At 68.8% G+C, this 14749-nt stretch carries 14 protein-coding genes; 12 read left to right on the top strand and 2 right to left on the bottom strand.

Annotated elements, in window-relative coordinates; all coding sequences use genetic code 11:
* Positions 1 to 61: 61 nt before the first annotated feature.
* Complete coding sequence (locus EOV43_RS08490; protein WP_206611296.1) at positions 62 to 601, bottom strand: NADPH-dependent FMN reductase; 540 nt, start codon at positions 599 to 601, stop codon at positions 62 to 64.
* Between the two features lie 165 nt (positions 602 to 766).
* Here EOV43_RS08490 and pdxT point away from each other — a divergent pair, with 165 nt between their 5' ends.
* The 8 genes from pdxT (at position 767) to EOV43_RS08450 (ending at position 7996) form a co-directional block, all read left to right on the top strand.
* Positions 767 to 1381: a pyridoxal 5'-phosphate synthase glutaminase subunit PdxT gene (gene pdxT, locus EOV43_RS08485; protein WP_128220904.1), complete on the top strand. Its 615-nt coding sequence runs from the start codon at positions 767 to 769 to the stop codon at positions 1379 to 1381.
* 37 nt (positions 1382 to 1418) lie between these two features.
* Complete coding sequence (locus EOV43_RS08480) at positions 1419 to 2186, top strand: YebC/PmpR family DNA-binding transcriptional regulator (RefSeq protein WP_128220903.1); 768 nt, start codon at positions 1419 to 1421, stop codon at positions 2184 to 2186.
* Between the two features lie 176 nt (positions 2187 to 2362).
* Positions 2363 to 2956: a crossover junction endodeoxyribonuclease RuvC gene (gene ruvC / locus EOV43_RS08475; protein ID WP_128220902.1), complete on the top strand. Its 594-nt coding sequence runs from the start codon at positions 2363 to 2365 to the stop codon at positions 2954 to 2956.
* 53 nt (positions 2957 to 3009) lie between these two features.
* Positions 3010 to 3609, top strand: coding sequence for a Holliday junction branch migration protein RuvA (ruvA, locus tag EOV43_RS08470; protein WP_128220901.1), 600 nt, complete (start codon positions 3010 to 3012; stop codon positions 3607 to 3609).
* A 74-nt stretch (positions 3610 to 3683) separates the two neighbouring features.
* Positions 3684 to 4757, top strand: a complete 1074-nt coding sequence (ruvB, locus tag EOV43_RS08465; RefSeq protein ID WP_128222221.1) for a Holliday junction branch migration DNA helicase RuvB — start codon at positions 3684 to 3686, stop codon at positions 4755 to 4757.
* A gap of 61 nt (positions 4758 to 4818) precedes the next feature.
* The gene (gene yajC, locus EOV43_RS08460) at positions 4819 to 5136 is read left to right on the top strand and encodes a preprotein translocase subunit YajC (protein ID WP_128220900.1); all 318 of its coding nucleotides are present in this window, start codon (positions 4819 to 4821) and stop codon (positions 5134 to 5136) included.
* A 2-nt stretch (positions 5137 to 5138) separates the two neighbouring features.
* On the top strand, positions 5139 to 5687 hold the full coding sequence (locus tag EOV43_RS08455) for an adenine phosphoribosyltransferase (protein WP_128220899.1): 549 nt from the start codon (positions 5139 to 5141) through the stop codon (positions 5685 to 5687).
* 20 nt (positions 5688 to 5707) lie between these two features.
* A complete protein-coding gene (locus tag EOV43_RS08450) occupies positions 5708 to 7996 on the top strand; it encodes a RelA/SpoT family protein (protein WP_239022033.1) in 2289 nt (762 codons plus the stop codon).
* Between the two features lie 105 nt (positions 7997 to 8101).
* Here EOV43_RS08450 and EOV43_RS08445 read toward each other — a convergent pair whose 3' ends face one another.
* Complete coding sequence (locus EOV43_RS08445; RefSeq protein WP_128220898.1) at positions 8102 to 9349, bottom strand: DUF349 domain-containing protein; 1248 nt, start codon at positions 9347 to 9349, stop codon at positions 8102 to 8104.
* Positions 9350 to 9437: 88 nt separating this feature from the next.
* On the opposite strand from EOV43_RS08445, the gene EOV43_RS08440 reads away from it, so the two are divergent.
* From EOV43_RS08440 to EOV43_RS08425, 4 genes are read left to right on the top strand one after another with little or no spacing between them, the layout of a single operon-like run.
* Entirely contained in the window at positions 9438 to 10160 is a 723-nt protein-coding gene (locus EOV43_RS08440) for an MBL fold metallo-hydrolase (protein WP_128220897.1), read from the top strand.
* 6 nt (positions 10161 to 10166) lie between these two features.
* Positions 10167 to 11522: a histidine--tRNA ligase gene (gene hisS, locus EOV43_RS08435; protein WP_128220896.1), complete on the top strand. Its 1356-nt coding sequence runs from the start codon at positions 10167 to 10169 to the stop codon at positions 11520 to 11522.
* Positions 11519 to 13315: an aspartate--tRNA ligase gene (gene aspS / locus EOV43_RS08430; RefSeq protein ID WP_128220895.1), complete on the top strand. Its 1797-nt coding sequence runs from the start codon at positions 11519 to 11521 to the stop codon at positions 13313 to 13315. Before hisS ends, aspS begins: the two co-directional genes overlap by 4 nt.
* A 6-nt stretch (positions 13316 to 13321) precedes the next feature.
* The gene (locus EOV43_RS08425; RefSeq protein WP_239022032.1) at positions 13322 to 14743 is read left to right on the top strand and encodes a replication-associated recombination protein A; all 1422 of its coding nucleotides are present in this window, start codon (positions 13322 to 13324) and stop codon (positions 14741 to 14743) included.
* The last annotated feature ends 6 nt before the right edge of the window (positions 14744 to 14749 follow it).

Here is a 14749-nt window from a genome sequence, read left to right as displayed (position 1 = left end):
GCATCGAAATCACCGAAGGGCCCCGCTGTGCGGGGCCCTTCGGTGGTGTTTCAGGGGTCGATCAGACCTGCGCGTTGGCGGCGATCGCGGCGACGAACTCGGCGGCGCGGGCCTTGGTCTCGTCCTCGGCGAAGTCGCCCTCGGCGGTGAAGGTGGACTCGCTGACGGTCAGGTTGAACTGGGTCTCGAGGACCTTGGCCTCACCGAAGCCGAGGACGTCGGCGACGTGGTTGGCGGCCGGGGCACCGGCGTGGCCGGAGGGGGAGGCCGAGGCGACGGCGACGGGCTTGCCGGCGAAGGAGTTGTTGCCCCACGGGCGCGAGGACCAGTCGAGAGCGTTCTTCAGGGCACCCGGGAGGGAGTTGTTGAAGGTCGGGGTGACGACGACGAGAGCGTCGGAGGCCTCGATGGCGTCCTTGAAGCCCTGTGCGACGGCCGGGAACTCGACCTCGGCGTCCTGGGAGTAGAACGGGAGCTCGGAGATGGCGATCTCGGAGAACTCGACGCCAGCGGGGGCGTTCTTCTTCACGGCCTCGAACGCAGCGCGGTTCATCGAGGTGGAGGAAAGGGATCCGATGATGTAGCCGATCTTCACGGTCACGGTGGTGCTCCTCAGGAGGGGTACGAGATGGTTGATGAATCAACCTTCTAACGCCGGCGATGGGTCCCGCATTCCCGTAGGCACGGGAAAGTTCTGTGAGGTGAGTCACCCAAGCGTTGAGCGGGAGCCTCGAACTTCCCTGACGTCGGCGACTAGCGTGTCCACGTGAACAGTGTTCAGGTAGGTGTCCTCTCCCTCCAGGGTGACGTGCGCGAGCACGTCGCCGCACTCGAGGCCCTGGGGTGCGCAGTGCGCCGTGTGCGTCGTCCGCACGAGCTCGAAGGTCTCGACGGTCTGGTGCTGCCGGGTGGTGAGTCGACCGCGATCTCGCACCTCGCGCGCACCTTCGGACTTCTCGACCCGCTGCGTGTTGCTGTGGCCTCCGGGCTGCCGATCTTCGGAACCTGTGCCGGCATGGTGCTCCTGGCTGATCGCCTCGTGGACGCCAAGGAGGGCCAGGAGGGCATCGGCGGGCTGGACGTGACCGTGCGACGCAACGGTTTCGGTCGTCAGTCCGACTCCTTCGAGACCGATCTGCGGGTCGCGGGTCTCGACTCACCCGTCCGGGGGGTCTTCATCAGGGCTCCGTGGGTGGTCGACGTCGGGTCCGAGGTCGAGGTGCTCGCGGTCCTCGAGGGCGACGCTGCGCATGCGGGGGAGGAGGGCGGTAGGATCGTCGCCGTTCGTCAGGGAGTGCTCATGGCCACCTCCTTCCATCCGGAGGTCGGCGGAGACCTGCGCCTGCACCGGTCGTTTCTTGATCTGGTGCGCGCTGCCTGACAGTGACGCCGGAACGGACGAGACGGAAGAGGGACCCATGTCAGGGCACTCCAAGTGGGCAACCACGAAGCACAAGAAGGCCGCGATCGACGCCAAGCGCGGCAAGCTCTTCGCCAAGCTCATCAAGGGCATCGAGATCGCGGCGAAGATGGGTGGACCTGACCCGTCCGGCAACCCGACCCTCGTCGACGCCATCCAGAAGGCGAAGAAGCAGTCGGTCCCCAACAAGAACATCGACGCCGCGGTCAAGCGCGGTGGCGGTCTCGACGGCGGCAGCGTCAACTACGAGTCGATCATGTACGAGGTCTACGGTGCCGGCGGCGTCGGCATCCTGGTCGAGTGCCTCACTGACAACAAGAACCGTGCCGCGATGGAGACCCGCACCGCGGTCACCCGCAACGGCGGAACCATGGCCGACCCCGGTTCGGTCTCGCGTCTCTACGAGCGTCGCGGTGTGGTCGTCGTGGCCAAGAACCAGGACGGCAAGTCGGTCTCCGAGGACGACGTCCTCGAGGCGACCCTCGACGCAGGTGCCGACGAGGTCAAGGACGCCGGTGAGAACCTCACCATCATCTCCGAGCCCAACGACGTGGTCGCGGTCCGCTCCGCGCTGCAGGAGGCCGGTATCGACTACGAGTCCGCCGAGGTCGAGTTCGTCCCCAGCATGGAGATCCCGGTCGACGCCGAGGCTGCGGCCAAGGTCTTCAAGCTGATCGACGCGATCGAGGACCTCGACGACGTCCAGAACGTCTTCGCCAACGTCGACGTCTCCGACGAGGTCATGGCCGAGCTCGACGCCGAGTGACCTGAGTTCGAGCCCCGAGGGCCCGCTGCGTTCCGTGGGAGCGCTGCGGGCCCTCGTGCGTGTTGGCGGCTGCGGCAGGCTGGAATGGACTACCGTTGCCATGCGAACATGTGTTCGGACGCGGCCCGGTGGGCCGTAGAAGCGCCACACCCGGTCGACTGGAAGGACGGTGTCCCGTGCGAGTGCTCGGCATCGACCCCGGTCTGACCCGCTGCGGTGTGGGCGTCGTCGAGGGAGACCCCGGACGTCCGCTGTCGCTGGTCGACGTCGGCGTCATCCGGACCAGTTCCGACCTCGACGTCCCGCGACGTCTGGTGACGATCGAGAAGGGCATCGACGCCTGGCTCGACGAGTACGCCCCCGACGCGGTTGCGATCGAACGGATCTTCGCAAGGTCGGACGTCAGCACCATCATGGGCACCGTCCAGGCCGCCGGCATCGCCATGGTCTGCGGAGCTCGACGTGGCATCCCGGTCGCCCAACACACGCCCAGTGAGGTCAAGGCCGCGGTGTCCGGCAACGGCCGCGCCGACAAGGACCAGGTCACCGGCATGGTGACGAGGATCCTGCGGCTCGACGCCCCGCCCAAGCCAGCCGACGCCGCTGACGCCCTGGCGATCGCGATCACGCACCTCTGGCGTGGCGGAGGCCAGACCCGGGTGGACACCGCCCGCGGGGCCGCTGCCCCGACTGCTGCCGCGCAGCGCTGGGCCGAGGCCCTGGCGGCGAGCAAGGCGGCCGGCAAGTCGGCCACGCGCAAGCGCCCCTGAACACGTTCCGTCCCCTGTCCACCCTGCTGCCCCCCTCCTGAGGAGCTCATCCCGTGATCGCCCACGTGCGTGGCACCGTCCACTCCGTCACCCTCTCCTCCGCCGTGCTGGAGGTGGGCGGCCTCGGCTACGAGGTCCTCTGCACCCCCGACACCCTGGCCGGTCTGCGGGTCGGTGAGGAGGCGCTGCTGGCGACCAGCTTCGTGGTCCGTGAGGACTCCATGACCCTCTTCGGCTTCCGTGACGCCGACGAGAAGAGCTGCTTCCAGGTCCTGCAGACCGCCTCCGGCGTCGGCCCCAAGCTGGCCCAGGCCGTGCTCGCGGTGATGAGCCCGGACGCGCTGCGCCAGGCCATCCACGCCGACGACGCCAAGGCGCTCACCAAGGTCCCCGGCATCGGCGCCAAGGGCGCAGCCAAGATCGTGATCGAACTCAAGGACCGGATCGGCCACCCGCACGGCACCGTCACCTCCGGCGGCCCGACGGTCACCGTCGTGACCTGGCGCGAGCAGGTCGTCGAGGGTCTCGTCGGGCTGGGCTACTCGGCCAAGGACGCCGAGAAGGCCGCCGACGGCGTTGCTGCGACCCTGGGCGACAACCCCGACGTCGGCGTGGCACTGCGTGCGGCGCTCCAGCACCTGAGCCGCGGCTGATGGCCTTCGACCGCCGCTTCGACGGCGACGACTTCTCCGACGACTTCGACGAGGGCCCCGTCGAGCTGTCGGCGATGGAGGAGGAGCACCTGCGCGCCCTCACCCAGGCCGACGCTGACGGTGACGACCGCGTCGTCGACGCCGCACTGCGCCCCAAGAGCCTGGACGAGGTCGTGGGGCAGCACCGCGTTCGCGACCAGCTCGGGCTCGTCCTCGAAGCAGCCCGCCAGCGCGGCCGCGCCCCTGATCACGTGCTGCTCTCGGGTCCTCCCGGACTCGGCAAGACGACCCTGGCCATGATCATCGCCAACGAGATGTCCGCACCCCTGCGTGTCACCTCGGGGCCGGCGATCACCCATGCCGGTGACCTCGCCTCGATCCTCAGCGGCATCAACGAGGGCGACGTCGTCTTCGTCGACGAGATCCACCGGATGTCGCGCCCGGCCGAGGAGATGCTCTACATGGCGATGGAGGACTTCCGGGTCGACGTCGTGGTGGGCAAGGGCCCCGGTGCCACCGCGATCCCGCTCGACATCCCGCCGTTCACGCTGGTGGGTGCCACCACGCGTGCAGGTCTGCTGCCCGGTCCGCTGCGTGACCGCTTCGGCTTCACTGCGCACCTGGACTTCTACGAGCCGGCCGACCTGGACCTGATCGTGCGTCGCTCGGCGGGTCTCCTCGGCGTCGAGATCACCGACGGGGGAGCGGGACGGATCGCGTCGCGTTCGCGCGGCACCCCACGCATCGCCAACCGTCTCCTGCGCCGGGTGCGTGACTACGCCCAGGTCCGTGCCGACGGTGTCCTCACCGACGAGGTGGCCGCAGCGGCCCTCGACCTCTACGAGGTCGACGACCTCGGACTCGACCGGCTCGACCGGTCGGTGATCGAGGCTCTCTGTCTGCGTTTCGCCGGTGGCCCGGTGGGCATCGCCACCCTCGCGGTGGCCGTCGGGGAAGAGCGCGAGACCGTCGAGGAGGTCGCAGAACCCTTCCTCGTGCGTAACGGTTTCCTCGTCCGGACGCCCCGCGGCCGGGTCGCGACCCCGGCGGCGTGGGAACACCTGGGGCTCACTCCGCCCAGGATCGACCCGGCGGGAGGCCGTTCGTCGACGTCGGGGACAGGGCAGCAGGAACTCTTCGAGGACTGAGGTCGCCGGGGGCCTTCCCCGTAGGATCGAGGGCGATCTGACCCCCGCCTGAAAGGCCGTCGTGGAACTCCTTCCTCTCCTGTTCGTCTTCATTCTGATGTGGCTGCTGATGGTGCGCCCCGCCCAGAAGCGCGCCAAGGCTGCGCAGGCCATGCAGGCCTCCCTGCAGGTGGGTGACAAGGTCATGCTGACCTCCGGCATCTTCGGCACCGTCGTCGAGCTGGTCGACGGACGCGCTGTCCTGTCCATCGCCGCCGGTACCGAGATCGAGGTCGTGCGTGCCGCGATCGCCGAGGTCGTGCGCGAGGAGCAGACCTCCGCGACCACCGAGTCCGCCGAGACCACGGGCATCGACCTCGACAAGGGCGAGGACGCCTGAGCATGAGCACCCTCGCAGCAGCCCGTGAGGCCATGGCCTCGCTGATCGCCGACGTCCCGGACTACCCCCAGCCCGGCGTCGTGTTCAAGGACATCACCCCGCTCCTCGCCGACCACGCCGGTTTCTCTGCCGTCGTCGAAGCCCTGGCCGACGCCGGCCGGGACGCCGAGGGCAACACCGTTGTCACCAAGGTGGTCGGCACCGAGGCCCGCGGCTTCCTGTTCGCCGTCCCGGTCGCGATGGCCCTCGGCGTCGGCTTCGTCCCGGTCCGCAAGCCGGGCAAGCTCCCGCGCGAGTGCCACTCCGAGGACTACGCCCTGGAGTACGGCACCGACACCCTGCAGATGCACGTCGACGCCGTGGGCCCCGAGGACAAGGTCCTCATGGTCGACGATGTCCTCGCCACCGGGGGCACCCTCGCAGCGACCCGTCGTCTGATCGAGTCCTGCGGTGCCGAGGTCGTCGGCGCAGCGGTCCTGATGGAGCTCTCCTTCCTCCCCGGACGCGAGACGCTCGGCGCAGTTGACTGCTTGGCGCTCGAAGTCTTCTGAGGCCCGTCTAGACTGGCCCAATGGCAGAGGACAAGGGTGTTGTCAGTGAGCGTCACCGGGTGAGTGACGCGCCGTCGACACGCTCGATGCGAGCGAGGTTGGCGCGCATCGGCTCGCGGAGCCAGAGCGGCAACCCCGTCCTCGAGCCGCTGTTCCGGGCCGTGCGGACCAACCATCCCAAGGCGGACCTGGCGCTGCTCGAGCGGGCGTACCTGACCGCCGAGCGGCTGCATGCCCCGCAGAAGCGCAAGAGCGGCGAGCCCTACATCACGCACCCGCTCGCAGTGACGACGATCCTCGCGGAGATCGGCATGACCGAGGCCACCCTGGTGGCCGCGCTCCTGCACGACACCGTCGAGGACACCGACTACACCCTCGACCAGTTGCGCGGCGACTTCGGAGACGAGGTCGCCGCGCTGGTCGACGGCGTCACCAAGCTCGACAAGGTCAAGTACGGCGACGCCGCACAGGCCGAGACCATCCGCAAGATGCTGGTCGCGATGTCGAAGGACATCCGCGTCCTGGTGATCAAGCTGGCCGACCGTCTCCACAACATGCGGACCCTGCGCTACGTGCCGCAGAAGTCGCAGGAGAAGAAGGCCCGCGAGACCCTCGACATCTACGCACCGCTCGCGCACCGCCTGGGCATGAACACGCTCAAGTGGGAGCTGGAGGACCTCGCGTTCTCCACCCTGCACCCCAAGATCTACGACGAGATCGTCCGGCTCGTGGCCGAGCGTGCGCCCTCGCGTGACCAGTTCCTGGCCCAGGTCATCTCCCAGGTGGAGAAGGACCTCAAGGACTCCAAGATCCCGGCCAAGGTCACCGGTCGCCCCAAGCACTACTACTCGATCTACCAGAAGATGATCGTGGGCGGCCGCGACTTCTCCGACATCTACGACCTGGTCGGCATCCGGGTCCTGGTCGACGACGACCGTGACTGCTACTCGGTCCTGGGCGTCCTGCACGCGCGCTGGAACCCGGTCCTGGGCCGGTTCAAGGACTACGTCGCGATGCCGAAGTTCAACCTCTACCAGTCGCTGCACACGACGGTGATCGGCCCGACCGGCAAGCCGGTCGAGATGCAGATCCGTACCTTCGCGATGCACCGTCGCGCCGAGTACGGCGTCGCGGCGCACTGGAAGTACAAGGAGAACAACCGCGCCGGTGTCGACACCGACAAGATGGGCGACAAGGAAGACCTCGCCTGGCTGCGTCAGCTCATGGACTGGCAGTCCGACGTCGACGACCCGGGCGAGTTCCTCGACTCCCTGCGCTTCGAGATCAACCGCAGCGAGGTGTACGTCTTCACCCCCCGCGGTGACGTGATCGCGTTGCCCGCCGACGCCACCCCGGTCGACTTCGCCTACGCGGTGCACACCGAGGTTGGGCATCACACCATCGGCGCCCGCGTCAACGGACGCCTGGTGCCGTTGGAGTCGACCTTGGCCAACGGTGACGTGGTGGAGGTCTTCACCTCGAAGTCAGACACCGCCGCACCGTCGCGCGACTGGCTGCAGTTCGTGAAGTCCCAGCGCGCCAAGAATCGCATCCGCCAGTGGTTCACCAAGGAGCGTCGCGAGGAGGCCGTCGAGCGCGGCAAGGACCAGATCACCAAGGCGATGCGCAAGGAGGGCCTGCCCCTCAAGCGACTGCTCTCCACGGAGTCCCTCACCGAGGCTGCCGAGCACTTCAAGATCGCCGACATCACTGCGTTGTACGCAGCGGTGGGGGAGAACCAGCTCTCCGCCCAGGCCGTGGTCAAGCGGGTCGTGGAGTTCCATGGCGGTGCCGAGCCTGAGCCCGAGGACGCGTCCGCGATCTCAGGGCGCCGTAACCGTCCGCGCCAGCACGGTCCTGACGACGTCGGCGTCGTGGTCGGTGGCAGCCAGAACGTCCTGGTCAAACTGGCCAAGTGCTGTACGCCGGTCCCGCCCGACGAGATCCTCGGCTTCGTCACCAAGGGTGGTGGCGTCTCGGTGCACCGCACCGACTGCACCAACGCCGGCGACCTCGAGCAGCAGCAGGAACGTCTCATCGACGTCACCTGGGCCCCGAACTCCGCGACCACCTACCTGGTCAACATCCAGGTCGAGGCGCTCGACCGGGCCCGGCTGCTCTCCGACATCACGATGGCGCTGGCCGACACCCACGTGAACATCCTCAGCGCCACCCTGCAGACCACCCGCGACCGGGTCGCGAAGAGCCGGTTCAGCTTCGAGATGGCCGATGCGATCCACCTCGACAGCGTCCTGAAGGCCGTCAGGCGAGTCCCAGGAGTCTTCGACGCGTACCGCGTCACCCAGTGACTCCGGAGCCCTCAGCGGCGCTCCTGTGACGCGAGAAGGCCCGCCACCCCGTGAGGGGCGGCGGGCCTTCGTCGTGGTGCGGTGCTCAGTGACCGAGCCGGGGGATCAGCCCGAGAACTCCTCGGCGGCCTTGCGAGCCATCTCGAGGAAGGCCTGACGGTTGGCGATGTCGGCCTCGAGGTCGGCGACCTTCTTGGCGTTGCCGGCAGCCTTGGCGGCCTCCAGCTTCGACTCGACCTCGGCGATGGCCTGCTCGAGCTTGGTGACCATGTCGTTGGCGCGGCCGGACTTCTCCGGGTCGGACTTCTTCCAGGCCTCTTCCTCGACCTGACGGATCGCGGTCTCGACCTTGCGCATGCGGCCCTCGAGGTCACGGATGCGGTCGCGGGGGACCTTGCCGGCCTCGTCCCACCGGTCGGCGAGGTCGCGGAAGGCAGCCTTGGCGGCGTCGAGGTCGGTGACGGGCAGCAGCGCCTCGGCCTCGACCAGGATGGCCTCCTTGACCTCGGCGTTGCCGGCGAACTCGGCGTCGAGCGCGGCGTTGGCCTCGTCACGGGCACCGAAGAAGGCGTCCTGGGCGTTGCGGAAACGCTTCCAGAGCTTGTCCTCGACGTCGCGCGGCGCGGGTCCGGCGGCCTTCCAGTCACGCATGAGGTCGCGGTAACGACCGGCGGTGAGGCCCCAGTCCGTAGAGGTCGAGAGAGCCTCGGCCTCGGTGACCAGACGCTCCTTCACCGAGCGGGCGGCCTCACGGCGCTCGTTCTGCTCGGAGAAGTGGGCCTTGCGGTGGCGCGTGTAGGTGGTGCGTGCGGTGGAGAAACGGCGCCACAGGGCGTCGTCGGTGGGCTTGTCGAGACGGGGGAGCGCCTTCCACTCGTCCAGAAGGACGCGGAGACGGTTGGCGCCGTCGCGCCAGTCGGTGCTCTCGGCGAGCTTTTCGGCCTCGCCGACGATGCGCTCCTTGGCGACCTTCGACTCGGCGTTGCGGGCGGCACGCTCGGCCTTCTTGGCCTCGCGCTGGGTGGCGATCACCGGGCCGAGGGCGTCGAGCTTGGCGACCAGGCCGTCGAGGTCGCCGACGGCGTTGGCGCCCACGACCTGCTCACGGACCTGCTTGACGGTGGTGACGGCCTCGTCGGGGGACACCTTCGAACCGTTGACCCGCTGCACCAGCAGCTGCACCTCGAACTCGAGGGCGGCGAACCGCTCGGTGAAGAAGGCCAGGGCCTCCTCAGGCGTGCCAGCGGGGTAGGAACCCACGGCCCTCTCGCCGTTCTCGGCGGTGGACGTGCGGACCCAGACGGTGCCGTCCTCGGCCACTCGGCCCCAATCGGACTGCTTCTCAGCGCTCATGGTCGCCCATGCTAGTCAATGAACCCGGAAGTCTCGGTAGGCTGACACCCTGCCAACCCTCACCGATCCGGAACTGAAGGTCACATCAGTGTTCATTGCCGGCTTCCCCGCAGGCCCCTGGGGAACCAACTGCTACGTCGTCTCCACCGGACCGGGCAACGAGTGCGTGGTCGTCGACCCTGGCAAGGACGCCGCTCCCGGCGTTGCCGACGTGGTCCGCGAGCACCACCTCAAGCCGGTGGCGGTCCTGGTCACTCACGGTCACGTCGACCACATGTGGAGCGTCGCCCCGGTCTCGGGCACCTACGACGCCACGGCCTGGATCCATCCCCGGGACCGGCACCTGCTGGCTGACCCGATGCAGGGCATCTCGGCGGACTCCGCCGGCATCCTGCTGGGCAGCAACGCCACCTTCGTGGAGCCCGACGACGTCCGTGAGCTCGCCGACGGGCAGTCCCTCGAGATCGCCGGAATCACCTTCGACGTCGACCACACCCCCGGACACACCGCGGGTTCGGTCACCTTCCGGATGCCCTACGGCGACGCTGCCGGTGTCCCGGAGATCTCCCAGGTGATGTTCTCCGGAGACCTGCTCTTCGCCGGCTCGATCGGTCGCACCGACCTGCCCGGCGGGGACCACCCCACGATCCTGCGCTCCCTGCGCGACAAGGTCCTGACCCTGCCGGACGACATCGTCGTCCTGCCGGGCCACGGTGAGCAGACCTCCATCGGTCGCGAGCGCGCCACCAACCCCTTCCTTCGAGACCTGCAGGCAGACGGCACTGCGGGTCGTGCAACCCGAGGACTCTGAAATCCCATGAGCAAGCCCCGCCCCCTGAGCGGCTTCCCCGAATTCCTCCCTGCCCAGCGCAGCGTCGAGCGTGAGGTCGTCGAGACCCTCGCTCGCACCTTCGAACTGCACGGGTTCTCCGGCATCGAGACCCGTGCGGTCGAGCCGATGGACCAGCTGCTCCGCAAGGGTGACACCTCCAAGGAGGTCTACGTCCTCAAGCGCCTGCAGGACACCGAGGCGGGCAAGGACGCCGGCATGGGTCTGCACTTCGACCTGACCGTGCCGTTCGCGCGCTACGTCCTGGAGAACGCCGGCAAGCTGGAGTTCCCGTTCCGTCGCTACCAGATCCAGAAGGTCTGGCGTGGCGAGCGTCCCCAGGAGGGACGCTTCCGTGAGTTCATGCAGGCCGACATCGACATCGTGGGCCAGGGCGAGCTGCCCTTCCACCACGACGTCGAGGTCACCCGCGTCATGCTCGAGGCCCTCTCGAAGCTCACCTTCCTGCCCGGCTTCCGCCTCCAGGTCAACAACCGCAAGCTGCTCCAGGGCTTCTACGCCGGCCTGGGCCTCGACGACGTCGACGAGGCCATGCGCCTGGTCGACAAGCTCGACAAGCTCCCGGTCGAGAAGGTCCGCGAGATGCTGCTCGCCGAGGCCGGTCTCACCGCTGACCAGGCCGACAAGGTGCTCGGCCTGGCCGACATCTGCACCCCCGACGACTCCTTCGTCGAGCAGGTCCGCGCCCTCGGCGTCACCCACGAGCTCCTCGACGAGGGTCTCGCCGAGCTGGCGCAGCTGGTGCGCGAGTGCCAGGACCTCGTCACCGACACCGTCCGGATCGAGGCCGACCTCAAGATCGCCCGCGGCCTGGACTACTACACCGGCACCGTCTTCGAGACCCGCCTGGACGGCTACGAGTCCCTCGGCTCGATCTGCTCCGGTGGCCGCTACGACGCGCTCGCCTCCGACGGCAAGAACACCTACCCCGGCGTCGGCATCTCCCTCGGCGTCAGCCGGGTCCTGGTGCCGCTGCTCAACAAGGGCGTCCTGGTCGCCGACCGGTCCGTCCCCAGCGCTGTCCTCGTCGCCCTGGTCGACGAGTCCTCGCGCGCGTCCGCGACCGCCGTGGCTACGGCTCTCCGCGCGAACGGCGTACCGTGTGAGGTGGCAGCGACCGCGTCGAAGTTCGGCAAGCAGATCCGCTACGCCGAGCGTCGGGGCATCCCGTTCGTCTGGTTCACGCAGGACGACGGCACCCACCAGGTCAAGGACATTCGGTCGGGAGACCAGGTGACGGCCACGCCCGACGCCTGGACGCCGCCCGCAGAGGACCTGCGTCCGCAGGTCGTCACGAACACCGCTTCAAAGGAGAACAAGTGATCCGCACCCATGACGCCGGCGCCCTGCGCGCCGAGCACGTCGGCCAGACCGTCACCCTCGCCGGGTGGGTCGGACGTCGTCGCGATCACGGCGGAGTTGCCTTCCTCGACCTGCGCGAGGCCTCCGGCGTCGTCCAGGTCGTCGTCCGCGACGAGGAGGTCGCCCACAGCCTCCGCAACGAGTTCTGCCTCAAGGTGACCGGCGAGGTCGTCGCCCGCACCCCCGAGAACGTCAACCCCAACCTCGTCACCGGCGAGGTCGAGGTCGTCGCAGCCTCGATCGAGATCCTCAACACCTCGGCCCCGCTGCCGTTCCCGATCGACGACGCTGCTGCCTCCAAGGGCGGCGAGGTCGGCGAGGAGACCCGTCTCAAGTACCGCTACCTCGACCTGCGCCGTTCCGAGCCGCAGCGTCTCCTGCGCCTGCGCAGCAAGGTCAACGCCGCGGCCCGCCGCGTGCTGGAGCGTCACGACTTCGTCGAGATCGAGACCCCGACCCTGACCCGCTCCACCCCCGAGGGTGCACGCGACTTCCTGGTGCCGGCCCGTCTGCACCCGGGCAACTGGTACGCCCTGCCGCAGTCCCCGCAGCTGTTCAAGCAGCTGCTGATGGTCGGTGGCATGGAGCGCTACTACCAGATCGCGCGTTGCTACCGCGACGAGGACTTCCGTGCCGACCGTCAGCCGGAGTTCACCCAGCTCGACATCGAGATGTCGTTCGTCGACCAGGACGACGTCATCGGTCTGATGGAGGAGCTCATCAAGGAGGTCTGGGCCACCAACGGCGTGGACGTCCAGCTCCCGATCCCGCGCATGACCTACGCCGACGCGATGGCCAAGTACGGCTCCGACAAGCCGGACCTGCGCATGGGCCTCGAGCTCGTCGACTGCACCGAGTACTTCGCCGACACCACCTTCCGCGTCTTCCAGGCCCCGTACGTCGGTGCCGTGGTGATGCCCGGTGGCGCCGACCAGCCGCGTCGTCAGTTCGACGCCTGGCAGGAGTGGGCCAAGCAGCGTGGCGCCAAGGGCCTTGCCTACGTCACCGTCTCGGCCGAGGGCGAGCTCGGTGGTCCGGTCGCCAAGAACCTCTCCGACGCGGAGAAGGAGGGCCTCGCGGCTCACACCGGCGCCCAGCCCGGCGACTGCATCTTCTTCGCCGCCGGTGCCGCCAAGGCGTCCCGTGCGCTCCTGGGCGCGGCCCGTCTCGAGATCGGTCGCCGCGGCGGCCTGATCGACGACTCGAAGTTCGCCTTCACCTGGGTCGTCGACGCTCCACTGTTCGAGCCCGCCGACGACGCCGTCGCCTCGGGTGACGTCGCCGTGGGTGCTGGTGCGTGGACGGCTGTCCACCACGCCTTCACCTCGCCGAAGCCGGAGTTCATGGACTCCCTGGAGTCGAACCCGGGCGAGGCCCTGGCCTACGCCTACGACATCGTCTGCAACGGTTCCGAGCTCGGTGGCGGTTCCATCCGCATCCACCGCGAGGACCTGCAGAAGCGAGTCTTCGACATCATGGGCATCACGCCCGAGCAGGCTGACGAGAAGTTCGGCTTCCTGCTCGACGCGTTCAAGTTCGGCGCCCCGCCGCACGGCGGCATCGCGCTCGGTCTTGACCGCGTCGTGGCGATCCTCGGTGGCGCGGACTCGATCCGCGACGTCATCGCGTTCCCGAAGTCGGGCGGTGGCTTCGACCCGCTGACCGCAGCTCCGGCCGCGATCACCGAGCAGCAGCGCTCCGAGGCGGGCGTCGACTTCGTCGCCGACGAGGACGAGGAGCAGGCGGAAGCCTGATCCCTCTTGGCTGACGACGGTCTTTTCGACGTTCCCGGGACGCGCCCCGGTGGTGGTGGCTCACTGAGCTCGACCAACCACCGGGGCGCGCCCCTGGCCGTACGCATGCGGCCTCGGACGTTGGACGACCTCGTCGGCCAGCAGCAGCTGCGCGCCACTGGCTCACCGCTGCGTCGTCTGGTGGAGGGTGACGCCTCGATGTCGGTCCTGCTCTGGGGGCCTCCGGGCACCGGCAAGACCACCATCGCCGGCATCGTCAGTCACTCGACCAACCGCCGTTTCGTCGAGATCTCCGCGGTCTCGGCCGGCGTGAAGGAAGTCCGGGCTGCGATCGACCACGCCCGCAACGAGTTGGCAGTTGCCGGCACCGAGACCGTGCTCTTCGTCGACGAGGTCCACCGCTTCTCCAAGGCGCAGCAGGACGCCCTGCTGCCCGCGGTCGAGAACCGCTGGGTGACGTTGGTCGCAGCAACCACCGAGAACCCGTTCTTCTCCGTCATCTCGCCGCTGATGTCGCGCAGCCTGCTGCTCAAGCTGGAGTCGCTCACCGACGCCGACATCGACGAGGTCGTCCAGCGTGCACTCAGCGACGAGCGCGGCTACGGCGGCCGCGTCGACGTCGACGACGACGCCCGTGAACACTTGGTCCGTCTCGCCGGGGGAGACGCCCGGCGCGCGCTCACCTACCTGGAGGCCTCAGCCTCCGCGGCGGGGGCCAAGCTGCTCGACCGCTCCCACCCTGACGTGCCGTTGCCCGAGGCGGACGACGACGCCGGGCGTCCGCACGTCACCCTTGCCCTGGCCGAGACCGCGGTCGACCAGGCCGCGGTCCGCTACGACCGCGACGGCGACCAGCACTACGACGTCACCAGTGCGTGGATCAAGTCGATGCGCGGTTCCGACCCGGACGCCGCGCTGCACTACCTCGCCCGGATGATCGAGGCCGGCGAGGACGCCCGGTTCATCGCCCGACGCCTGGTCGTGCACGCCTCCGAGGACGTCGGCATGGCCGACTCCTCGGTCCTGGCCACCGCAGTCGCTGCGGCCCAGGCCGTGCAGCTGGTCGGCCTGCCCGAGGCCCGGCTCAACCTCGCCCACGCCTGCGTCGCGATCGCGATGGCACCCAAGTCGAACGCCGTCTACGCCGCCTACGGCGCGGCGGAGGCCGACGTCCGCAAGGGCAAGCTGGGCACGGTCCCGCCGCACCTGCGCGACTCCCACTACGGCGGCGCGAAGAAGCTCGGCCACGGCGAGGAGTACGTCTACCCGCACGACACCCCGCACGGCGTGGCCACCCAGCAGTACCTTCCCGACGTCCTGACCGGCGCCGTCTACTACCGCCCCACCACGCGTGGCACCGAGGGTGCACTGCGCGAGACGTGGGAGCGGGTCCGGAGCATCGTCCGGGGCAAGCGGAACGGAAGGTAGGGTTTC

Origin of the sequence: Nocardioides yefusunii (assembly GCF_004014875.1) — a bacterium.
In the GTDB taxonomy this organism is placed as follows: Bacteria; Actinomycetota; Actinomycetes; order Propionibacteriales; family Nocardioidaceae; genus Nocardioides; species Nocardioides yefusunii.
The sequence above is the reverse complement of the archived record's forward strand: the minus strand, read 5'-3'. Positions and strand labels throughout refer to the sequence as shown.

Coding starts and splice junctions, on each gene's coding strand:
- EOV43_RS08480 (WP_128220903.1), top strand. CDS start 1,419: ATGTCAGGGCACTCCAAGTGGGCAACCACGAAGCACAAGAAGGCCGCG.
- ruvB (WP_128222221.1), top strand. CDS start 3,684: ATGGAGGAGGAGCACCTGCGCGCCCTCACCCAGGCCGACGCTGACGGT.
- EOV43_RS08455 (WP_128220899.1), top strand. CDS start 5,139: ATGAGCACCCTCGCAGCAGCCCGTGAGGCCATGGCCTCGCTGATCGCC.
- EOV43_RS08450 (WP_239022033.1), top strand. CDS start 5,708: ATGGCAGAGGACAAGGGTGTTGTCAGTGAGCGTCACCGGGTGAGTGAC.
- EOV43_RS08445 (WP_128220898.1), bottom strand. CDS start 9,349: ATGAGCGCTGAGAAGCAGTCCGATTGGGGCCGAGTGGCCGAGGACGGC.
- hisS (WP_128220896.1), top strand. CDS start 10,167: ATGAGCAAGCCCCGCCCCCTGAGCGGCTTCCCCGAATTCCTCCCTGCC.